23 protein-coding genes are annotated in these 19,495 nt (G+C 55.5%); 12 read left to right on the top strand and 11 right to left on the bottom strand.

Going from position 1 to position 19,495, the window contains the following annotated elements; genetic code table 11:
• The first annotated feature begins 130 nt into the window (after window positions 1-130).
• Complete coding sequence (locus FHW17_RS10930) at window positions 131-730, top strand: superoxide dismutase (RefSeq protein ID WP_112527779.1); 600 nt, start codon at window positions 131-133, stop codon at window positions 728-730.
• Between the two features lie 59 nt (window positions 731-789).
• Here the strand turns inward: FHW17_RS10930 and irrA are convergent, their stop codons facing one another.
• Together irrA and FHW17_RS10920 are read right to left on the bottom strand one after the other, a co-directional pair.
• Window positions 790-1,359, bottom strand: a complete 570-nt coding sequence (irrA, locus tag FHW17_RS10925; protein WP_182509829.1) for an iron response transcriptional regulator IrrA — start codon at window positions 1,357-1,359, stop codon at window positions 790-792.
• A gap of 161 nt (window positions 1,360-1,520) precedes the next feature.
• The gene (locus tag FHW17_RS10920; RefSeq protein WP_112527781.1) at window positions 1,521-1,964 is read right to left on the bottom strand and encodes a helix-turn-helix domain-containing protein; all 444 of its coding nucleotides are present in this window, start codon (window positions 1,962-1,964) and stop codon (window positions 1,521-1,523) included.
• Between the two features lie 134 nt (window positions 1,965-2,098).
• Here FHW17_RS10920 and FHW17_RS10915 point away from each other — a divergent pair, with 134 nt between their 5' ends.
• Window positions 2,099-3,385 carry an MFS transporter gene (locus FHW17_RS10915; RefSeq protein ID WP_182509828.1) on the top strand — a complete coding sequence of 429 codons (1,287 nt, stop codon included), beginning with the start codon at window positions 2,099-2,101 and terminating at the stop codon, window positions 3,383-3,385.
• Here FHW17_RS10915 and FHW17_RS10910 read toward each other — a convergent pair.
• The 4 genes from FHW17_RS10910 to FHW17_RS10895 all read right to left on the bottom strand — a co-directional run bounded on the left by FHW17_RS10910 (window position 3,376) and on the right by FHW17_RS10895 (window position 5,905).
• A complete protein-coding gene (locus FHW17_RS10910; protein WP_182509827.1) occupies window positions 3,376-3,819 on the bottom strand; it encodes an EVE domain-containing protein in 444 nt (147 codons plus the stop codon). The genes FHW17_RS10915 and FHW17_RS10910 overlap by 10 nt on opposite strands.
• Entirely contained in the window at window positions 3,816-4,199 is a 384-nt protein-coding gene (locus FHW17_RS10905) for a VOC family protein (RefSeq protein ID WP_182509826.1), read from the bottom strand. The genes FHW17_RS10910 and FHW17_RS10905 overlap by 4 nt, the downstream gene beginning before the upstream one ends.
• A 69-nt stretch (window positions 4,200-4,268) precedes the next feature.
• On the bottom strand, window positions 4,269-4,961 hold the full coding sequence (locus FHW17_RS10900) for a YafY family protein (protein ID WP_182509825.1): 693 nt from the start codon (window positions 4,959-4,961) through the stop codon (window positions 4,269-4,271).
• 59 nt (window positions 4,962-5,020) lie between these two features.
• Window positions 5,021-5,905: a carbon-nitrogen hydrolase family protein gene (locus FHW17_RS10895; RefSeq protein ID WP_182509824.1), complete on the bottom strand. Its 885-nt coding sequence runs from the start codon at window positions 5,903-5,905 to the stop codon at window positions 5,021-5,023.
• A 214-nt stretch (window positions 5,906-6,119) separates the two neighbouring features.
• Here FHW17_RS10895 and FHW17_RS10890 point away from each other — a divergent pair, with 214 nt between their 5' ends.
• Window positions 6,120-6,593, top strand: a complete 474-nt coding sequence (locus tag FHW17_RS10890) for an SRPBCC family protein (RefSeq protein WP_113096588.1) — start codon at window positions 6,120-6,122, stop codon at window positions 6,591-6,593.
• On the opposite strand, the gene FHW17_RS10885 is transcribed toward FHW17_RS10890, so the two are convergent.
• Complete coding sequence (locus tag FHW17_RS10885; RefSeq protein ID WP_112527798.1) at window positions 6,594-7,463, bottom strand: LysR family transcriptional regulator; 870 nt, start codon at window positions 7,461-7,463, stop codon at window positions 6,594-6,596.
• A gap of 191 nt (window positions 7,464-7,654) precedes the next feature.
• Here FHW17_RS10885 and ampC point away from each other — a divergent pair, with 191 nt between their 5' ends.
• The 5 genes from ampC (at window position 7,655) to FHW17_RS10860 (ending at window position 12,076) form a co-directional block, all read left to right on the top strand.
• Complete coding sequence (gene ampC / locus FHW17_RS10880) at window positions 7,655-8,776, top strand: class C beta-lactamase (protein ID WP_112527854.1); 1,122 nt, start codon at window positions 7,655-7,657, stop codon at window positions 8,774-8,776.
• A 229-nt stretch (window positions 8,777-9,005) separates the two neighbouring features.
• Window positions 9,006-9,365: a hypothetical protein gene (locus FHW17_RS10875; RefSeq protein WP_182509823.1), complete on the top strand. Its 360-nt coding sequence runs from the start codon at window positions 9,006-9,008 to the stop codon at window positions 9,363-9,365.
• 175 nt (window positions 9,366-9,540) lie between these two features.
• The gene (locus FHW17_RS10870) at window positions 9,541-9,993 is read left to right on the top strand and encodes a cytochrome c (RefSeq protein ID WP_112527800.1); all 453 of its coding nucleotides are present in this window, start codon (window positions 9,541-9,543) and stop codon (window positions 9,991-9,993) included.
• Window positions 9,994-10,016: 23 nt separating this feature from the next.
• Complete coding sequence (locus FHW17_RS10865; protein ID WP_112527802.1) at window positions 10,017-10,940, top strand: cytochrome c; 924 nt, start codon at window positions 10,017-10,019, stop codon at window positions 10,938-10,940.
• A gap of 167 nt (window positions 10,941-11,107) precedes the next feature.
• The gene (locus FHW17_RS10860) at window positions 11,108-12,076 is read left to right on the top strand and encodes an aliphatic sulfonate ABC transporter substrate-binding protein (RefSeq protein WP_113096641.1); all 969 of its coding nucleotides are present in this window, start codon (window positions 11,108-11,110) and stop codon (window positions 12,074-12,076) included.
• A 6-nt stretch (window positions 12,077-12,082) separates the two neighbouring features.
• Here the strand turns inward: FHW17_RS10860 and FHW17_RS10855 are convergent, their stop codons facing one another.
• Complete coding sequence (locus FHW17_RS10855) at window positions 12,083-12,520, bottom strand: MarR family transcriptional regulator (RefSeq protein WP_113096592.1); 438 nt, start codon at window positions 12,518-12,520, stop codon at window positions 12,083-12,085.
• Between the two features lie 74 nt (window positions 12,521-12,594).
• On the opposite strand from FHW17_RS10855, the gene FHW17_RS10850 reads away from it, so the two are divergent.
• Window positions 12,595-13,698, top strand: a complete 1,104-nt coding sequence (locus FHW17_RS10850; protein WP_182509822.1) for an NAD(P)/FAD-dependent oxidoreductase — start codon at window positions 12,595-12,597, stop codon at window positions 13,696-13,698.
• 15 nt (window positions 13,699-13,713) lie between these two features.
• Here the strand turns inward: FHW17_RS10850 and FHW17_RS10845 are convergent, their stop codons facing one another.
• Both FHW17_RS10845 and FHW17_RS10840 read right to left on the bottom strand, forming a co-directional pair.
• Window positions 13,714-14,052 carry a metallophosphoesterase gene (locus tag FHW17_RS10845; RefSeq protein WP_182509982.1) on the bottom strand — a complete coding sequence of 113 codons (339 nt, stop codon included), beginning with the start codon at window positions 14,050-14,052 and terminating at the stop codon, window positions 13,714-13,716.
• A gap of 171 nt (window positions 14,053-14,223) precedes the next feature.
• Window positions 14,224-16,329: a S9 family peptidase gene (locus FHW17_RS10840; protein ID WP_182509821.1), complete on the bottom strand. Its 2,106-nt coding sequence runs from the start codon at window positions 16,327-16,329 to the stop codon at window positions 14,224-14,226.
• Between the two features lie 860 nt (window positions 16,330-17,189).
• On the opposite strand from FHW17_RS10840, the gene FHW17_RS10835 reads away from it, so the two are divergent.
• Entirely contained in the window at window positions 17,190-17,627 is a 438-nt protein-coding gene (locus FHW17_RS10835; RefSeq protein WP_105737291.1) for a MucR family transcriptional regulator, read from the top strand.
• A 60-nt stretch (window positions 17,628-17,687) separates the two neighbouring features.
• Here FHW17_RS10835 and FHW17_RS10830 read toward each other — a convergent pair whose 3' ends face one another.
• A complete protein-coding gene (locus FHW17_RS10830; protein WP_182509820.1) occupies window positions 17,688-17,990 on the bottom strand; it encodes a cytoplasmic protein in 303 nt (100 codons plus the stop codon).
• Between the two features lie 195 nt (window positions 17,991-18,185).
• On the opposite strand from FHW17_RS10830, the gene FHW17_RS10825 reads away from it, so the two are divergent.
• The gene (locus tag FHW17_RS10825; protein ID WP_246706792.1) at window positions 18,186-18,641 is read left to right on the top strand and encodes a helix-turn-helix domain-containing protein; all 456 of its coding nucleotides are present in this window, start codon (window positions 18,186-18,188) and stop codon (window positions 18,639-18,641) included.
• Complete coding sequence (locus FHW17_RS10820; protein WP_246706791.1) at window positions 18,638-19,438, top strand: DUF6456 domain-containing protein; 801 nt, start codon at window positions 18,638-18,640, stop codon at window positions 19,436-19,438. The genes FHW17_RS10825 and FHW17_RS10820 overlap by 4 nt, the downstream gene beginning before the upstream one ends.
• Window positions 19,439-19,495 lie beyond the last annotated feature (57 nt).

The raw sequence follows: 19,495 nt of genomic DNA, 5'->3' as shown, positions 1-19,495 counted from the left end.
ATTGATCCGTTCCGCATTGCCCCCGAGGAAATACGGACCTATGTAACGAACGCAGGTTTTGTCAGGATTGGCGCGTGCCCGGATAGGCTAACCAATCCTGATCACAGATTGAATCGAAGAGGAGACTTCCATGGCTTTCGAACTGCCCGCACTGCCGTATGATTACGACGCACTCGCCCCCTTTATGTCGCGCGAGACGCTGGAATATCATCATGACAAGCACCACAAGGCTTACGTTGACAACGGCAACAAACTGGCTGCCGAAGCCGGTCTTGAAAATCTCTCGCTCGAAGAGATCGTCAAGCAGTCCTATGGCAAGAATGCCGGCCTGTTCAACAATGCCGGCCAGCATTACAACCACCTGCATTTCTGGCATTGGCTGAAAAAGAACGGCGGCGGCAAGAAGCTTCCGGGCGCTCTCGAAAAGGCTGTTGACTCGGATCTGGGCGGCTACGACAAATTCCGCACCGATTTCATCGCTGCCGGTACCACACAGTTCGGCTCCGGCTGGGCATGGCTTTCCGTGAAGAACGGCAAGCTTGAAATCTCCAAGACACCAAACGGCGAAAACCCGCTGGTGCATGGCGCAACGCCGATCCTCGGCGTCGATGTCTGGGAACATTCCTATTACATCGATTACCGCAATGCCCGTCCAAAATACCTCGAAGCGTTCGTCGACAGTCTCATCAACTGGGATTACGTCCTCGAACTCTACGAAAAAGCAAAATAAGCTTTTTCGGGCAAAGCCAGACAGGCTTTTTTCGGACTGAAATTGATAAATGGGCCTCGTCATGGACGGGGCCCTTTTTCATTCAGCAGGTGCAGCTTTGGACTTGAGCAACATCCACTGCAAGCCGCGCAGTCACTCGAAAGCTGACCCGGACAGCCTTTTGCGCTGACAGGCTCCAACCCGATCAGCACGTCAATCTTCGATATGCGATAGCCCTTTGGCGGGGAGGGCAGTTTTCCGAATGTCAGTTCATCAGCCGGAATATCAATCAGCAGATTCTGTGTCTCAATGTAAAAGTGGTGGTGATCGCTGATATTGATATCGAAATAGCTCTGTTCGCCATCGAGATTGACCTTTGAGAGCAATCCGGCATCGGCGAACTGGTTGAGCGTGTTATAAACAGTCGCGAGCGAAAGCCGCACGCCGGATTTGATCGACTGCCGGTGAAGCTGTTCCGCCGTTGTGTGGCCCTGATGGTCCCGAAACAGAATCTCGCCCAACGCAATGCGCTGCTTTGTCGGCCTCAGACCCGCCGCCTTGATGCGGTCCTTGACTACTGCGGAGAAACCGGATTGCCGGTCACGTTCAGACAGCAGGCGGCGTCGAACCTTATCTGGAATGAAGAGCATCTGGTCATCCGGTCTTTGTCATGGCTCAGCAAGAATACGAAGAATGAACGCGCCGTCAAGTTTTATTGCAAATGATTTGCAATTGCATTTAAGTGACGGGGCCACGTTTCATGCTGCAAGGGCATAGACCTTGTTAAATCCAGATGGAGTAGGGCGTGGGCCTAATGCCCAACCACGACCGTATCGTCAGGGCCAAGCAGGCGCCCGTCATCGGACCGCAATTCGAGCCGCCGCACGGGCCTGCCAGTTTCGCGATCGACCAGCTGGACCTGCGCCTTGTAACTGTCGGTGTAATATTCCTCACCCCATTGCCGCAGGGCGACAAGCAGCGGAAATAACCCCCGGCCTTTTTCGGTCAGCACATATTCACTATAGGCGCTGCCATCCGCGCAGGGCTTTATTGTGAAAATGTCGTGTGCAACCAGATTGCGCAGGCGCGTCGACAAAATATTCTTGGCCAGACCAAGACTTTTCTGGAATTCCCCGAAGCGGCGCGATCCCTCAAACGCGTCGCGAATTATCAACAGTGACCACCAGTCCCCGATGGCATCCAGTGGCCTTGCCACCGGGCATGGATCATCCTTGTGGCTCGTTCGCTTGACCATAGTTGTCCCCCTTTTATAGTCGTCGCAGAGCAGTGCTCATCTGTGAGCATTCCGCGAAGGGCGGTTGCATAATAAAACCAGAATCGCTAAGAGGCAATAGGTTTTAATTTGCAACCACATTCGCAGGGAACACGATGAAGCTTGAACAGGACGATAATCTGCTCATTGCCGCCGGACAAGCTGTCTTGCGGGGTGAAACTGCTGAAAATGGCCCAATAAACGCATCAAAGGCTGCAAAATTCTCCCGCCCCCTCGCATTTCTGTTCGCGATAGCCTGCGGGCTGGCGGTGGCGAATGTTTATTTCGCTCCGCCCTTGCTCGATGCCATTGCCGATAGCTTCGGTATGAGCCATGCCACATCAGGCTTGATCGTCTCAATTTCGCAAGTCGGCTACGGAATTGGCCTGCTGCTGATTGTACCGTTGGGCGACCTTATCGACCGCCGCCGCCTGATTGCGGGCCAATCCGTCTTGTCCGCTCTGGCACTGTTGGCCGTCTGTTTTGCCCCGACATCCTTTGCGCTGCTTGTGGCGATGGCTTCGATTGGGCTGCTCGCCGTCGTGACGCAAGCGCTGGTCGCCTATGCCGCCGGTCTGGCAAAGCCGTATGAGCGCGGGCAGGTGGTGGGGATCATCACCAGCGGCATCGTCCTCGGTATTCTGCTCGCCCGCACCATTGCTGGAACCATGGCTGATCTGGCGGGCTGGCGCTCGGTCTATGCGGTGTCCGCCGTGCTGACATTGGTTATTGCTGGGTTGCTGTTCCATTTTCTGCCGCGCAATGAAGCCAAGCGCGCAAAAATTGCCTATCTGCAACTGATGAAATCGGTGTTCTCGCTGTTTGTTGAAGAGCCGGTTTTGCGCATCCGTGCCGTCATCGCCATGTTCATCTTTGCTGATATTACCATGCTGTTGACACCACTGGTCCTGCCATTGGGCGCGCCACCCTTTTCGCTGTCACACACACAAATCGGACTGTTCGGTCTTGCCGGAGCGGCTGGGGCGCTGGCTGCCTCAAAGGCAGGCGGATGGGCCGATCGCGGCCATGCGCAGCGCACCACAGGCATTGCACTGGCGATCATGCTTTTGTCATGGGTGCCGATTGCGTTCATGCAATCGTCGCTCTGGTTTCTTATCATCGGTGTTGTGACAATTGATTTCGCCTTGCAGGCTGTGCATGTCTCCAACCAGAGCCTGATTTACCGGGTGCGCCCCGAAGCCCAAAGCCGCCTGACGGCCGGTTATATGATCTTCTATTCCATCGGCAGCGCCGCCGGATCGCTCGGTTCAACGCTGATCTACGCCTATGCGGGCTGGGCAGGTGTCAGTCTGGCAGGTGCGGGCATCAGCCTGCTGGCGCTGATTTTCTGGGTAATGACCCGCCACCTCACACCATCAGATGCAATCAATCGTCAGGGATGATCGATCATCTGCGGCATGCGGGCATTCATGGCTGCGGCGATAATCTCAAAGTCGTGCGCGTCGATGGCAAGAACACCGAAGCGGAACTGGTAGCCCCAGTTCTGTCTGCCTCTGGTGAAACTCAGCCGGTCGAGCAGGGGGCGGATTTCCGCCTCTGTTGCATCAAACCAGTCAATGTTGCGGCGCCATGGCACAAAACCACCGCCCATGTCGTGGCGATAGGCGTCGTCTTCCCGTACCGCGCCGATAGCGGTGAAAGACTGCAACCCGTCCTTGGCGCCCAACACGTCGGTTGGCGAATAGTAGATCACCTTATCCTCGGGCTTGATCCGCTTGAGTGGACCTTCCTTGCCATGGCAGACCTGCATGAAACCCTCCTGCAGGCCGCGACGCACATGCTCGGCTGAAGCCACTGCGATCCAGTGCGCGCTCATTGTTCCGCTCCCTGTGCCGGCGCGGCAAACATCCGCAGGCGATGGCCATCCGGATCAAGCGCGACAAAGGTGTAGCCAAAATCCATCAGAACCGGGGCTTGTGCAATCGTCAGGCCGCGCGCCGCCCAGTCGCGATGTGCGGTTTCGACCTCATCATCGGTACCCACGCTGAAAACGAGTTCGGTGCCGGAGCCGGTCATGGTAACAGGAGGCTGGACCTTTTCACTCGCCCACAAACCGAACAGCAGGCCGGAATCAAGGGCAAACATGGCAAAGTTTTCTGTTTCTTCCAGCGGTTCGCGCTTGAGCAGTTGCGCATAGAAAGCGCGACTGACAGGGGCATTGGCAACGTAAAGTATCATCAGATTGGGGTTGGCCATGGTGTGTCTCCTTCAGGTTGTGATGGAGCAACCATAGATCGACATACTGCCAGTTTCTGGCAGTAGTGATTAACTGGGCTGGGCGATGCCCTGCGTGTCGCGCCATTCTTTCAACAAGACCTGACGACGACGTGGATAGCGGATGTCGGTGGGTTCAAGCCGCGATAGGCGGTCGGTGCGAAAGTGTCTGAAATCCTGCCGCAATTCGCACCAGGCAACGATAACGCGCACCTTTTCGAAAAAACCCAGCGCAAACGGCCAGATCAGCCGGCTCGATTGACTGCCATTGCTATCGCGATAGGTAATATCGAGCTTGCGCTCACTGCGGATGGCCTTGCGCACGCTGGCAAGATCGATCCCGTCAGTTGTCGAGCTTTCGCTCGGCCCAACGAGCAGGGCGGAAGCATCGACACTTTCACGCAGATCGTCAGGCAAGACAGCCGCAATCTTGTTAAGCGCGTCGCGCGCGGCGGTGGAAAGGCGGTTATCAGGCTGCTTTGCCACCCAGCGCGAACCAAGCACCAAAGCCTCGATTTCCTCTTCGCTAAACATCAGGGGCGGCAGCATGAAGCCGGGGCGTAAGATATAGCCAAACCCCGGCTCGCCTTCGATATGGGCGCCTTGCGCCTGCAAGGTCGCGATATCCCGATAGAGCGTGCGTATGCTGATACCGGTTTCTTCCGCCAGCACCTTGCCACTGACTGGACGACGATAACGGCGCATGGTCTGGATGAGATCAAGAAGGCGCTCTGATCGGGACAAGTCTGGCTCACATGTGAGAGTGGTTTGTCAGATCATGCCATATTTTGGCAGTGGTTGCATTACACCTTTTGGGCTTCCAGATATGGCGCGTAGAGGCTGCCGTCAGTGGCTGAACGGCGGAACTCCAGAACCCGCTGGCAAAAGGCATCAAGTTCCGGATCATCAGTGAGGGCATTCAGGATGAGCCCGGTTTCATCAGCTATTGCCCTGCCGCCGTGGTGCCCGGTGCGCTCGATCCAGAAGCTCGGAAAATTCTGGCGCGGGCGGCAGGAATTCGACGAACTGACGGCGTATTGATGGAGCCAGGCATAACCCTGAATCAGGGGCTGTATCGTATGGGCTTCGATCCGGTCCCGCGCCACATTATCCGTATAACAGGAATGAAAGATCATCTCGACCTTTCCCGCATGCTCCTGCCACAGCTCGGGAAACGCCCAGTCAAGGCAGATGAGAAAACCGCAGCGCACGCCTTTGATATCGACGGTCAGCGGCTTGTCACCCGGCGCAAAGGCGCGCAGATCATTGATTGAACAGCGCCGCTTGTCATAGCGCCCGGCAATGGCCCCCTTGTCATCAAAGACAAACACGGAATTGGTGGGGCGGGTATGCGCATCGTCCCAGTGGACGGAGCCGGTGACGATCCAGATGCCATGGGCGCGGGCAGCTTCGGCTATCCTGTCCATGGCAGCGTTCAGGGTTGCCCATTCAAAATCATCCCATGACGGCCATGTCGCCGCGCCATAGCCGGAGAGGGCGCATTCGGGAAAATGTGCGACGTCGGCACCAGAAGAAGCAGCGCGGCCAATCAGATCGAGCATATGGCTCAGATTGGCATTGATATCGTAGGAAACGGGAAACTGGCAGGTCGCAACGGTCAACCGAGCAGGCTTGCCCCGTGCGGAAGGCGGGATATCCCAGATGTGGTCAGCACGTTTTTTCTTCACGGGCATTTCCTTCGACTCAGCGGCACAATGAAGTTTACCTGAATGCCCGGCATCCAAGAAATGCCCGGCATCCAAGAAATGTCGCGGTGCTCTAGCACATGGACATTTTTGGCTGTTCTAACAGTTAAGTAATTACTGTACTATCACTTGCAAGGTCAGGGTCGTCGTGTTACTTAAGCAGTCACTTAATGAAATGGCTATTCAGGAGGAAGTCATGGTCGAGCGTTCTGTCAAACATGCAACCATCGTCGTGGAGCGGACCTATGAAGCCACGCCAGAACGTGTCTTTGCCGCCTGGTCCAGCGTTGAAGCTTTGCTGCGCTGGAACGCCATGGATGAGGGCTGGTATATGGCCTATGACCAGTTCGATTTTCGCGTCGGTGGTGGTGAAATCTGCCGGTTCGGCCGCACGGGCGGCGAAACCTATATCAATACCAGCACTTATCAGGACATTGTGCCGAACAGGCGGATCATATCCTCTGGCACGATGAAACGTGAGACGACATCGATTTCCAGCGGCGTTGTAACGGTCGAGCTTACGCCTGAGGGCAAGGGCTGCCATCTTGTTCTGACGGAGCAGGCGGCTTTTCTTGATGATGAGGATAAGCCCGAATACCGTCAGGCAGGCTGGAGTTCCATGCTCGACAATCTTGGCAAGGTCTTGAAAAACGAGACCGCCTCGGCCTGATTATTGTTCTGAAACGATCCATTCGGAAAATGCCAGCATGGCTGGCGTTGGTTGACGCGATTGCAGCCGCGTCAGCCAATAGCTGCCAAGCGAGATCGACGTCTGGAATGGCTGTTCAATGGCACCTGCAGTGAGGAGCCGCGAGAACATCATGGGCGGTGCCAGCGCCACGCCGATCCCCTGCAAGGCGGCTTCCATCATTGCCAGAGACGAGTCGAAGACAATAGCTCTGTTCAGTTGCGGTGCGGCGGGCGCGTCAGCCGCCGCAAACCACGTGTTCCACTCGTCAGTTCGATAGCTGCGCAGAAGCGTGTGATTGGCAAGGTCAGCTGGTTCCTTCAGCGTTTGCGCCAATGCCGGGACGCATAGCGGCGAAAGCGGCGCTTCAAACAGTCGGGTCGCGTCGGTGCCGTGCCACGCGCCGCTGCCAAAGCGGATGGCGAAGTCGAGCCCTTCGGCGGCCATATCCACGCGATTGTTGTTCGTCGACAGGCGGATATCGATGAACGGAAATTGCCGCTGGAAATCCGGCAATCTGGGCAGCAGCCAGCCGACGGCAAATGTTCCCACTGCACCCAGAAACAGCAGTTCGCGCACATGGCCGCCTTCGATCCGTTCAAGCGTATCCGCCATGTGATCGAAGGAACCGGTGACGACAGGCAAAAGCGCTTCGCCTTCAGCTGTTATTTTCAGGCCGCGCGGCAGGCGCTGAAACAGAGGTACGCCCAAGCGCAATTCCAGACTTTTGACCTGTTGGCTCACCGCAGCCTGCGTCACGCACAACTCGATGGCGGCGCGGGTGAAACTCAGGTGCCGTGCGGATGCCTCGAAGGCTCTCAGGCCGTTCAGCGGGAGAAAGGGACGAACCATGGATGGCCTAGTTTTTCTTATGTCTGCCCCGAGATATCATGTTTTGACAGGCCCATACAGTGGAATAAATAGAGATCGCTCAGCAAAATTGATGCGCCAAGCGGCAGGCAGCTTATGCCTCGCTGTTCGCGCGACCAGCAAAAGGAAGCCCGATAATGATCTCCAAAGTAACCAGCTTACTGACATGCGCCATGCTTGTCACAGGCGCATCAATGGCCGTCAGCCATGCCGCCGAGGAACAGGAAACCGAGATCAAGGATTTGGTCGATACGGCGGTGCGTCCGATCATGGAAAAATATGGTGTTCCGGGGGTGGCTGTTGGTGTGGTTGTTGAGGGAAACTCATATCTGTTCAACTACGGCATTGCCTCCCGCCAGACCAAAATGCCTGTTACCGGGGATACGATCTTCGAGATCGGATCGATCAGCAAAACATTCGTTGCAACACAGGCGAGTTGGGCGCAGGTCAATGGCCAGATTTCCCTGTCCGACAAGACGAGCAAGTATCTGCCGTCCATGCAGGGGACAGAGTTTGGCGAGGTCAGCCTGATGCACCTTGGCACGCATACCGCAGGAGGCTTCCCGTTGCAGGTGCCCGATGAGGTCACGACCGATGATCAGTTGATGACCTATCTGCAAAAGTGGAAGCCCACCTACAAGGCCGGAACAGCCCGGACCTATGCCAATCCGAGCATCGGGATGCTGGGGTTCATCACCGCCAAAGCCATGAACAAGGATTTCGGCGCATTGATGCAAGGGGAATTGTTCCCGGCTCTCGGGCTAAAAAGCACCTATGTTGAAGTGCCGGCAACCAAAATGGCTGATTATGCCCAAGGCTACACGGCGAAGGATGATCCGGTGCGGGTGAAACCAGCCGTGCTTTCCTCCGAGGCTTATGGGGTGAAAACCACCGCCACCGATCTGATCCGTGTGCTTCAGGCAAACATGAAAATGGTCAAGCTCGATGGAAAGCTGCAGCAGGCAATCACCGATACGCATACGGGCTATTTCAAGGTCGGTTCGATGACACAGGATCTGATATGGGAGCAATATGCCTATCCGGCGACCCTGAAAACGTTGCAGCAGGGCAATGGACCAGACATGCTCAAGCAGTTGCCGGTCAAGCAATTGACGCCGCCACTGGCACCGCGCGACGACGTGTGGATCAACAAGACGGGGTCAACAAGCGGCTTCGGTGGCTATGTGGCGTTCGTGCCCAAAAAGCGGATCGGTATCGTCATTCTGGCGAACAAGAACTTTCCCAATGTGGAGCGGGTCCGCATAGCCCATCAGGTATTGACGGGACTTGAATGAAGCTGCGACCTGAAGGGTTGCTCTAAGACACCACAAATCGGCCGTGCGGATGCAGCTTTCACGCATTTGCACGGCCGGTTTTTATATGTGATCGGCCTTTCCCGCTATGCCTTTGCTCCGCCATATTGATTATTCATCTCTGGTTCATGGGATTAGACTTAAGTCTATTCTCTAGGGACTTAAAACGTCGAAATGCACGTCCACTCAGGCGCATTTCACTGGAGGCACTATGAAAAAGTTGATTTCAGCTCTTTTTGCCGTGGTGATGTCGATCGGAGCCCTCGGAGCAGCCGGACCGGTTTCCGCCGCGCCGATGACTGTCGAGAAGCCGATCACCACATCAGGGCCAGCTGCTGCAAATGGCGATGTACTGAAAGTTCAGTATTACCGCGACTATGATCGCCGTTATGACCGTCGCTGGGACCGCCGTTATGATCGTCGCTGGGATCGCAGATGGGACCGTCGTTATGATCGCCGGTGGGACCGTCGTTGGGACCGCCGCTGGGATCGGCCCTATTATCGCTATGATCGCCGTTGGGATCGCCCACGCTGGCATCATCGCTATGATCGCAGATGGCGCCGGATTTAACGGACAGACCAGAAAAACCCCGGCCGCAAGCCGGGGTTTTTCGTATCTGCGCCAATGTTTGTCATACGAAAATGTGATCGTATGATGCGGGTGCAATCGGAGATGTTTACTCTAGAGTGCCCATGGAAACCCTTGAAGCCACATATTTTGAAGCCACGAGAGTTGGGAGACATTCATGAAGAGAGTGATTGCTTTTGCTGCGGCGCCTTTGCTGGCCCTTGCGGTGTTTTCGTCTGCCGCTGGTGCCGATCCGATTGCTGACCGGCAGGCACTGATGAAAGATCAGGGTAAGGCGATCGGCAGTCTTGCGCCCATTGCCAAAGGCGACAAGCCGTTTGATGCAGCTACGGTGCTGGCAGCCCTTACCAAGCTGAATGAGGATGCGCAGAAGATCGATCCGGTCGCACTCTTTCCCGCTGGGTCGGAAACCGGCGGCGATACCACCGCTTCACCAAAAATCTGGGAAGATAATGCCGGTTTTGTTGCTGCGGTGAACAAGTACAAGGCTGATGCTGCCGCGGCAGCCGGTGCCAAGCCGCAGGATCTTGCCAGCTTCAAGCTTGCCTTTGCACAGGTGTCGCAGAATTGCGGAGCCTGCCATCAGACATTCCGCATCAAGAAGAACTGATTGCGTAAACCGGGGGATACCCATTGATCCGCAAGCTTCTGCTGCTCATCATTGTGGTCGTGATAACAGGCGGAGCTGTTTTCTGGCTCCTGTCTGCCCCATCGCGGGTTGATCCGGCAAGGCTTGCTGCTGTGGCTCCCGGTGATGCAAAGCGTGGAGAGGGCGTTTTTTGGGCGGGGGGCTGTGCCTCCTGCCATGCGGCTCCCGGTGCCACTGGTGATGCAAGACTGGTGCTGACAGGCGGCCATGAACTGGTCACGCCATTTGGCACGTTCGTTACCCCCAACATTTCGCCTTCGGACAAGGGTATTGGCAAATGGTCATTCGAAGACCTTGCCAATGCCATGCTTGCCGGTGTCTCTCCGGACGGGCGGCATTATTACCCGGCCTTTCCCTACACCTCCTATGCGCGCATGCAGGTGCAGGATATTGCCGATCTCTATGCTTATCTGAAAACCCTGCCGCCATCGGACAATGTGGCGGCGGATCACCGTTTGAGTTTCCCGTTCACGGTTCGCCGGGGTCTGGGATTATGGAAGCGGCTTTATCTGTCGCCAGAGCCGGTTCTCACCATTGCCGATGCGACGGATGCGATCAAACGCGGCCAATATCTGGTGGAAGGCCCCGGTCATTGCGGTGAATGCCATACACCGCGCAATGCCATTGGCGGGCTCGACAAGACACGCTGGCTTGCGGGTGCAAAAGCGCCCGAGGGCAAGGGTGTCGTTCCCAACATAACCGGCGGCGAGGGCGGTATCGACAACTGGTCGCAAAAAGACATCGCCTATGCACTGGAAAGCGGCTTTACGCCGGATTTCGACTCGCTTGGCGGTTCCATGACCGATGTCGTACTCAATATGGCACATCTGGACGCCGCTGACCGTGACGCGATTGCTGCCTATCTCAAGGCGATTCCTGCCCATCCCAATGGTTTTCCGAAACCCTGAACATCCAGGGCTGGGATAATGTCTTCGGCTAAATGATTTCATATTGCCCGGGTTGTCGGGGAATGATTTTCCCGGTGTGATCGATTGTTCAATATTTATGACGTCGATCCTGTCAGCCGTTTGCATCATCCTTTGATCAATGGTGTGACACGGAAAGGATGGCATCGATGTTGACCCGCAGACAGACACTCGCCCTGCTTGGCGCTGGTGCCGTAACAGTGCTCATACCGTTGACGAGCCGCGCAAATGCCGAGCCGCTGAAAACCCTGCGCATTGGCTGGCAGAAGGGCGGCGTTCTCGCACTGGCCAAAGGCACTGGCGCGCTGGAGAAACGTCTTGAAGCGCGCGGCATAGCTGTCAGCTGGGCCGAATTCTCGTCCGGGCCGCCGTTGCTGGAAGCTCTTGGCGCGGGTGCGGTTGATTTCGGGCCAACCGGTGATGTGCCGCCGCTCTTTGCGCAGGCCGCCGGTGGTAATCTTGTTTATGCGGGCACCTATAAGGGCTCACCCGACGGATCAGCCATTCTGGTGCAAAAAGATTCGCCGATTCAAAGTCTTGCTGATCTCAAGGGCAAACGGGTCGCTTTCAAGCGCGGATCAAGCGCCCATAATTTCACGGTCAAGGCTCTGCGCACGGTCGGCCTGTCGGTCAATGACATCAAGGCGTCAGACCTTTCACCATCAGATGCCGCCGCGGCCTTTTCGTCTGGCCAGATCGATGCGTGGTCAATCTGGGACCCCTATCTTGCCGTGGCTGAAAAGCGCCCGGAAACGCGGATTTTGGCGACAGGCAGGGGCATCGTTGACACCTGGTCCTATTTCCTCAGCAATGGTGATTTCACCGCCGCCCATGGCGATGTATTGACCGAAGTGCTGGACGAATTGGCAAAAGTAGGCCGCGCGGCGCAGGACAATCTTGACCAGACGGTTGCTGCTCTATCGAAAATCACCGGTGTGCCAGAGGATATCCAGAGGATCACCCTGACGCGCGAAGGCCTGCGGCTCGGCGATGTAACAGGTGTAACGCCAGAAGCGGTTGCCTATCAGCAGGCACTGGCAGACGAGTTCTATGATCTTAAAATCATTCCGAAGAAACTTGATATCAGTAGTATCGTCTGGAAGGGCCAGCCTTCCTGAGTGGTCTCAGACATCGCTGCGAAGATTGATCTGGATACGGTTGAGGAACGCCACGAATTGCGCTTCTTCATCAGGGGTAAAATCCGTCATGGCGAGAATATTGCCCTCGTTGAGAGCCGCATAGGCCTGCGGCAAGCGCTCGACAGCGAGCGCTGTTAACTCGATGATCTGGCTTCGCCTGTTGCTGGGATCGACCTTGCGCCGAATAAACCCATCGCGCTCCATCCGCCCCAGCAGCTGCGCCATGGACGGCTGCTCCACCCGCAAAAGCCGTGCAAGGTCGGCCTGCGTTGCCGCATCTCCATTTTTCACCGCCACCATAATCGGAAGATAGGCCGTTCCAAGCCCGAGAGGCCGTAGCCGTTCCTCGCCCCGGCGTATCAGTTCCCGCGCCACCTGTTTGATCAGGAAGGACGGGGCTTGTCTGGTATCCGGACTGGACATGGCGATTCTCCTTGCATAGGACCCTATGTTATATTAAATAGGACCCTATGCAATCTATCAAAGAGAATATGGAAATGTCAAAGAATTCAAATATTGCTATCATAGGTGGTGGCCCCGGCGGTCTGCTGCTCGCGCGCATGCTGCATCTGAAGGGCGTTGCCTTCACGGTTTTCGAGAGCGATGAATCGCCTGTGCATCGCGGGCAGGGCGGTATGCTCGACCTGCATGCGGAAACCGGCCAGTACGCGATGAAACGTGCAGGGCTTTTCACGGAGTTTCAAAGCTTTGCCCGTTACGAAGATCAGGGCATACGGCTTTATGACAAGTACGGGACACTGGTATTCAAGGACGACTCTGCCGATGGCGACAGGCCCGAAATTGATCGCAGCCAGCTTCGCACCCTGCTGTTGCGCTCGTTTCCGCAGGAATCTGTTCTCTGGGGATACCGGTTGAGCGAGGCCGTGCAGCTTGCCGATGGCGCTGTTGAGCTTCGTTTCTCCAATGGTGTCGTCAGGCAGTTTGATTTTGTCGTCGGGGCTGATGGCGCATGGTCAAAGGTCCGCCCGCTCGTATCAACGTCAAAACCTCAGCATACCGGCCTCAGCTATTTCGAATTGTCGATTGCTGATGTTGACAGGCGTTACCCTGACGTTGCGGCGCTTGTTGGCCAGGGTACGTCCATTGCCAAGGGCGATGGCAAATCGATTTTCGCCCAGCGCAATTCCAACGCGCTTATCCGTGTCTATGCCGCCCTGCCGCGCGCCGATGAGCTGGGCATCGTGGAGACAAAAGAGAGTATTCTCGCGCATTTCGCAGACTGGGATGCCAGCTTGCTCCAGCTGTTTCATGCGGCCAACGAGGATGTGCGGCCATGGCCGGTTTACACGCTGCCTGCCGGGCACCGCTGGGTACACCATGCCGGCATCACGCTCATCGGGGATGCAGCGCATCTCATGCCGCCAGCCGGGGAAGGCGCTAACCTCGCACTGCGGGATGCCGCTGATCTGGCCGATGCCTTGACACAAGGCGGCGACCGGAGCGTAGCGGTTCAGGCCTATGAGAACGTCATGTTCGCAAGCGCAAAAACAGCCGCCGATGATGCGATGCATGTCCTCGCCGCGGGCTCGTCAGAGGATGGCTTGGAATTGTTCAGAAAGCTGATGAGCGGTGAGGCGTGAACCGCCCCGCCTGTTCTAGCGCCTTTCGCAGCCGATCAGCACTGAGTTTCCATCCGTATACTTGCTGCGCATCGTATAGAGCCAGCCACGGCATTCTTCCATCGAACGGAAGCAGCGATAGTCTGATACGGGCACATTGTCGCCGCCCATGGAGATAATCGGATTGTCCGTCGTGCCTGAATAGCGCCCGACGACGACGCCCGAACCGCGCGGCGGCGTATCGCAGCGTTGGCCAGCATATTCGCTGACGTTCTTGCGAACTGCGGCCTGTACTTCAGCCATGTCCACGAGGGAGATTACCGGCTGGGCGGCGAAAGCAAGACCGAGCATCAGGGTAAGTGCGCTTCGTTTCATCATGACAACCTCCTGCAGTGAACCAGTCCAATGTTGCTTCCCCACGAGCGCCTCATGCCTTTATAGCGGAAACAGCGATCTCTGTAACTGCGACCCGGCGCAATATCTTACACATCTGCGCTACCACCATCCGCGGGTTTTCGCGGATGGTTTGATTACAGCCGTGGATGACTAAACCGCTGCCTTGCCAACCAGCTTGAGGGCATAGGCGTAGACATAGGCGACCTCTTCCAGCCGCGAGAACCGGCCAGACGCACCGGCATGGCCTGCATCCATGTTGATGCGGAAGAGCACGGGATTGTCGTCGGTCTTCAGCTCCCGCAGTTTCGCCACCCATTTTGCCGGTTCCCAATATGTCACGCGCGGATCGGTCAGCCCGGCCACCGCGAGAACAGGCGGATAGGCCTGCGCATGGACATTGTCATAGGGCGAGTAGGAAGCCATGTAGGCGTAATCTGTTGGCGAGGTGATCGGATTGCCCCATTCGGTCCATTCCGGCGGGGTAAGCGGTAGCGTATCGTCAAGCATCGTGTTGATGACGTCAACGAAGGGCACTTCGGCGATGATGCCGCCAAAAGCTTCCGGCGCCATATTGGCCACCGCGCCCATCAGCATACCGCCAGCCGAGCCGCCCTGTGCGACGATGCGATCATGGCTGGTAAAGCCTTCCGCAACCAGATGGCGGGCCGAGGCGATGAAATCCGTAAACGTGTTCTTCTTGTGCAGGCGTTTGCCATTGTCATACCAGGCATAGCCCTTATCCTTGCCACCGCGAATGTGGGCGATGGCATAAATGAAGCCGCGATCAACAAGGGAAAGAAGACTGGTGCTGAAACTGGGCGCCCTTGTGGCACCATAAGAACCATAGCCGTAGAGCAGGCAGGGCGCCGAGCCATCGAGCTTCGTATCGCGATGATAGACGATGGAAACCGGCACAGTTTCGCCGTCAGCAGCCGGAGCCAGCAAACGCCGGGTGATGTAATCATCCGGGTTGTGGCCGGAGGGCACTTCCTGTGTTTTCAGCAGCGTCCGCTCACGCGTGCGCATATTGTAATCATAAAGCTGCGAAGGCGTGGTCATCGATGAATAGGAAAAGCGGATGATCTCGCTGTCATATTCAGGACTGCCCTGCAGGCCGAGCGAGAAAGCCTCTTCGTCAAAGGCAATGGCATGTTCTTCACCCGAATGTCGATTGCGGATCATGATACGGGGCAGGCTGTTCTCACGCTCCAGCCAAACCAGATGATCCTTGTAAGCACCATGACCGAGCAGCAGGCGGCCCGCTTTGTGGGCAACCACTTCGGTCCAGTTTTCCGGCTCCGGCGCTGTGACCGGCGTGCTCATGATTTTGAAATCCTTGGCACCATCGGCATTGGTCAGGATGTAGAAAACATCGCCGCCTTCGGTCAGGCTGTATTCCACGCCGGTCTGACGTGCAGCAACAAGCTTTGGTTCCGAAGCGGCATTTCTGGCATCAAGCAGCCAGACCTCGGAAGTTTCATGATCATGGCAATCGATGAAGATAAAATCATCAAGCGAACTCCCGCCGACGCCCATGAAGAAACCGGGGTCTTTCTCTTCGTGGATCAGGCGGTCGGTGCTCTCGGGCTGGCCAAGTTCATGATAGAAAAGACGTGAAGGGCGATGATTGGCATCCACTCTTGTGTAGTAAAAGCCGTTGGAGTGGGCGTTCCATACACCGCCGCCAGATGTATCGCTGACAAGATCATCCGCATCGGCAAGCGTTGTCAGATCGCGCACTTTGAGCGTGTAGAATTCAGAACCCTTATCGTCAAAGCCCCAGATCATTTTTGAATGGTCAGGGGAATGGTCGGCGGAGCCGAGACTGAAATAGGCCTTGTCATCGCCTTCCAGATCGCCGTCCAGCAGCATGGTCTGCTCACCACCATCGCGTGGTGTGCGGAAAAAACGTGGATGCTGCCCGCCCGTTTTGTAGGAAGTGCCATAGGCATAAGGTCCGTCCTTTGACGGAACCGAGGAGTCATCCTCCTTGATGCGGCCTTTCATCTCTTCAAAAAGTTTGCTCTGCAATGCCTTGGTATCGGCCATCAATGCCGATTGATAGGCGTTCTCCGCTTCCAGATGACTGCGGATCGCAGGATCGAGCGTCGATGGGTCCTTGAAAACCTCCTGCCAGTTCTCAGCACGCATCCACGCATAGTCATCCACGCGCGTAATACCGTGGCGTGTATCGGAAACCGGGTGCTTGGCGGATTGGGGAGCGGGAAGGGTGACGAAACGGGATGTGTTGGTCATAAAATGCTTTCAGGTGCAGTGGATAGGACGGGCAGTGGATAGGACGGGCAGTGGATAGGACGGGCAGTGGATAGGATGGGCAGGATGGGCTGACGCCGATCGCGCCAGCATATCAGACTCTTGCCAAGGCATACGATGACCACATCTGCAAAGGATTCGTCAATCCTGCTTAAGAAGCAGAGCGGAGGCACAGAACTACAACCATTACGTGCAATACCGTACCTTTGCCTTTTTCTATTCCAGATTGTTTTACCAGTGGAGCGAACATCTTCATAAATAAAATGTTGCACATAATTTCTTGCAACAATACTGCCGTTATTTATGCAAATGCGTTGATATGGGCTGGTGAAAGGGCAGTTTCGGCTGATTTAGCGAGATATTTTGGCCGGTTGACGTGGTTTTGTGGTTTTTTTGTTCATGTTGCGCGTAAATTGTCTATTTGGTCAAAAACAGAACTCGAAGAATATTGTCATGAGTTATTCTATCGTAGGTTTCGCAACCGCACTCAGCAATATCCGTTATTATAGAATGCTTGTGAAATGAGGATTGGTTCCTCATTTTCGCCATTTTTGGTCTTAGTGGTGTTGTATGGATGTTCACGTGTGAACATTTATGTTATCACATGTTTAATCGGATTTTGGCTTTCTTGCCTTAATCACCGTGAAGGCCCAAGTAAATTCTATATCAAGGAAAAATTACAAATATTTCTTTTTTTGGTGAAGTATTGATTTGACAATTTGTGCTCTATCCTGAATACAGTGTGGCCATCAGTGTCAGGATTTCTGATATTTGCAGATTTATACTGCTTGCTTTCCCGAGTAATACCCACTTTTCAAATTAGATGAAGGATTTGGACTTTGATGACAACATTCGACAATTCAAACACAGCTGCCGGTGATGTTCTTCTGGAGCTGACCGCTGAATTGGTTGCTGCTTATGTAAGCAATAATTCAGTGCCATCTGGCGATCTTCCGGCGCTTATTGCTGATGTTCACGCTGCTCTTGGTCGGGTCGGTAGTGGTGCAGAAGCAGTCGTCACGATTCAGGAAAAGCCAAAGCCTGCAATCAACCCAAAGAAATCCGTAGCGGACGATTACATCGTATGCCTCGAAGACGGCAAGAAGTTCAAGTCTTTGAAGCGTCACCTGATGACCCATTATGGCCTTACCCCTGAACAGTACCGCGAAAAGTGGGATCTGGATGCATCCTATCCAATGGTTGCACCGAACTACGCCGCTGCTCGTTCGCGTCTGGCCAAGAACATGGGCCTCGGCCGCAAGCGCAAGAAGGCCGCTTAATAAGCTGCTCACGAATGATTTGCAAAGACGGCGCCCTTGGGCGCCGTTTTTGTTTGTGCCTCAATCCGCACGGACGGAAACCTGCATGGACTTCTGCAATGTATCCAGAGCCTGTTTGAGGCCGATATGGCGGTTAAGATCATAGCTCCAGTGTCCCTTGCCGCCCTTTATCCTTTCTCTCTCGATCAGTCGCTTTAATCGCCTGCAATAGTTCAACCTGTCTGCAGCGCTGAAGGTGATTATGGTGTCGAGGTCCTCGCCGCAGAAAATTTGCAATGCGAGGCGTTGCCGCGCGCTCGCACGCTCGGCTTCTCTGGTGGCCAGAAAAGCCTGCCGTTCTTTTATCCAGTCGATATGCGCCATGGTTCCATCCTTGATGTGGGATGGGGCATTATGGAGTGTTGCAACGAGCGTAGGACAAAAGTCCTATAAAATGACGCAGATGCAAGAAATATATATTACAAAACAATGCATTAACGCTTTTGTCAGGCAAAACTTATCCACGGTCTTGATGGGAATATTATAAGAAGATATTCCTATAAATGAAGTGGAGCGAGAATGTCCGAGAATTTCCCTCATTTGATCAGCTCTGTCACCGAAGCGCGGGCGATGATCGATATTCTTCGTCAGCGTCGCTCAAGGCAGCGGGCAATCAAGCCATTCATTCCCGATAATAATGAGCCGCTGGATGAGCGTCTTTTTCAGGTCTGCGACAGTGTTATCGATATTCTTTCGGGCTTTTTCAATGTCAGCGGCCGCGATCTTCGCTCGCACTCCCGGTGTGAGCGTTCGGTGGCGCGGGTCCGGCAGATCGGCATGTATGTGGCTCATGTCACATTGTCGCTGAGCATGTCAGAGGTCGGGCGCGCTTTTGGACGTGACCGCAGCACGGTCAATCATGCCTGCCATCTCATTGAGGATATGCGCGACGAGCCGGAGTTTGACCGCATCATCAATACCATCGAGAATATTCTGAGGGCCGCCTTCCTGCGCAGCGGCATGGTACGCCGATGAGTGAGGTCAGCAACGGGCGATTGGTGCGCAGATTATTGTGTTTCCTCCTCAAGGCACCGGCGGAGGTCGTTGCATCAGGCAATGCAAAGCGCACGCTCGAGAGTGCGGCAGGCGGTGCAATTTCCGTCGCGCGGTCGACGATTGATCATGCTGTTCGCGAAGAATTGGCCCATTCACGCGGCGGCAAGCTTATAATCACCGGCACGGGCAGGGCGTTCCTGCGCCGCTTGGACGGTGGAGCAGATGCTTATGCCGCCCAGCATCGCAGCGATGCAGTCATTGTGCTTGATGACAACAATGGTTCGGTGCATGTGCGCCGTAACGAAGCGGAATCTCCGCTTGGCCTGTTGCACAAGCGTAAGGATGCATCCGGCAAGCCTTTGATCAGCGACGCAGCATTTAAGGCTGGCGAGCGGCTGCGGAGTGACTACACGCTGGGCAATCTGATGCCGTCGCTCGGCGTCAACTGGAATGTTGCCGGTTCAGGCGTCAGCCATCGCAGTGGCAATGGTGTGCTTGAAATCACCGATGCCGCACTGGCGGCGCGGCTACGGGTGGAGCGGGCGCTGGAAGCAGTCGGGCCTGAACTGTCAGGCGTATTGATCGATGTCTGCTGCTTCCTGAAAGGGCTGGAGGTTATCGAGCGCGAACGTCAATGGCCCGTTCGTTCGGCGAAGCTGATCCTGAAAACAGCGCTGGCGGTACTGGATCGGCATTACTATCCGCCATCACCGGCACGGCGATCTCAGCGCATTATTCACTGGGGAACCGAGGATTATCGCCCTTCGATGCAGTAGGGTGTGGGGATTGTTCTACGAGCGCTCCGGCGTTGGGATGAGATATGCACCCCCCTC

The sequence above is a fragment of the Phyllobacterium sp. P30BS-XVII genome (genome assembly GCF_014138335.1).
GTDB classification, from domain to species: domain Bacteria; phylum Pseudomonadota; class Alphaproteobacteria; order Rhizobiales; family Rhizobiaceae; genus Phyllobacterium; species Phyllobacterium meliloti.
This window is presented reverse-complemented; position numbering and strand designations above follow the sequence as displayed.

Excerpts from the sequence above, each read along its gene's own strand:
- FHW17_RS10930 (WP_112527779.1), top strand. The coding sequence starts at position 131 with ATGGCTTTCGAACTGCCCGCACTGCCGTATGATTACGACGCACTCGCC.
- irrA (WP_182509829.1), bottom strand. The coding sequence starts at position 1,359 with ATGCTCTTCATTCCAGATAAGGTTCGACGCCGCCTGCTGTCTGAACGT.
- FHW17_RS10920 (WP_112527781.1), bottom strand. The coding sequence starts at position 1,964 with ATGGTCAAGCGAACGAGCCACAAGGATGATCCATGCCCGGTGGCAAGG.
- FHW17_RS10915 (WP_182509828.1), top strand. The coding sequence starts at position 2,099 with ATGAAGCTTGAACAGGACGATAATCTGCTCATTGCCGCCGGACAAGCT.
- FHW17_RS10910 (WP_182509827.1), bottom strand. The coding sequence starts at position 3,819 with ATGAGCGCGCACTGGATCGCAGTGGCTTCAGCCGAGCATGTGCGTCGC.
- FHW17_RS10905 (WP_182509826.1), bottom strand. The coding sequence starts at position 4,199 with ATGGCCAACCCCAATCTGATGATACTTTACGTTGCCAATGCCCCTGTC.
- FHW17_RS10890 (WP_113096588.1), top strand. The coding sequence starts at position 6,120 with ATGGTCGAGCGTTCTGTCAAACATGCAACCATCGTCGTGGAGCGGACC.
- FHW17_RS10885 (WP_112527798.1), bottom strand. The coding sequence starts at position 7,463 with ATGGTTCGTCCCTTTCTCCCGCTGAACGGCCTGAGAGCCTTCGAGGCA.
- ampC (WP_112527854.1), top strand. The coding sequence starts at position 7,655 with ATGCTTGTCACAGGCGCATCAATGGCCGTCAGCCATGCCGCCGAGGAA.
- FHW17_RS10875 (WP_182509823.1), top strand. The coding sequence starts at position 9,006 with ATGAAAAAGTTGATTTCAGCTCTTTTTGCCGTGGTGATGTCGATCGGA.
- FHW17_RS10870 (WP_112527800.1), top strand. The coding sequence starts at position 9,541 with ATGAAGAGAGTGATTGCTTTTGCTGCGGCGCCTTTGCTGGCCCTTGCG.
- FHW17_RS10860 (WP_113096641.1), top strand. The coding sequence starts at position 11,108 with ATGTTGACCCGCAGACAGACACTCGCCCTGCTTGGCGCTGGTGCCGTA.
- FHW17_RS10855 (WP_113096592.1), bottom strand. The coding sequence starts at position 12,520 with ATGTCCAGTCCGGATACCAGACAAGCCCCGTCCTTCCTGATCAAACAG.
- FHW17_RS10850 (WP_182509822.1), top strand. The coding sequence starts at position 12,595 with ATGTCAAAGAATTCAAATATTGCTATCATAGGTGGTGGCCCCGGCGGT.
- FHW17_RS10845 (WP_182509982.1), bottom strand. The coding sequence starts at position 14,052 with ATGAAACGAAGCGCACTTACCCTGATGCTCGGTCTTGCTTTCGCCGCC.
- FHW17_RS10840 (WP_182509821.1), bottom strand. The coding sequence starts at position 16,329 with ATGACCAACACATCCCGTTTCGTCACCCTTCCCGCTCCCCAATCCGCC.
- FHW17_RS10835 (WP_105737291.1), top strand. The coding sequence starts at position 17,190 with ATGACAACATTCGACAATTCAAACACAGCTGCCGGTGATGTTCTTCTG.
- FHW17_RS10830 (WP_182509820.1), bottom strand. The coding sequence starts at position 17,990 with ATGGCGCATATCGACTGGATAAAAGAACGGCAGGCTTTTCTGGCCACC.
- FHW17_RS10825 (WP_246706792.1), top strand. The coding sequence starts at position 18,186 with ATGTCCGAGAATTTCCCTCATTTGATCAGCTCTGTCACCGAAGCGCGG.
- FHW17_RS10820 (WP_246706791.1), top strand. The coding sequence starts at position 18,638 with ATGAGTGAGGTCAGCAACGGGCGATTGGTGCGCAGATTATTGTGTTTC.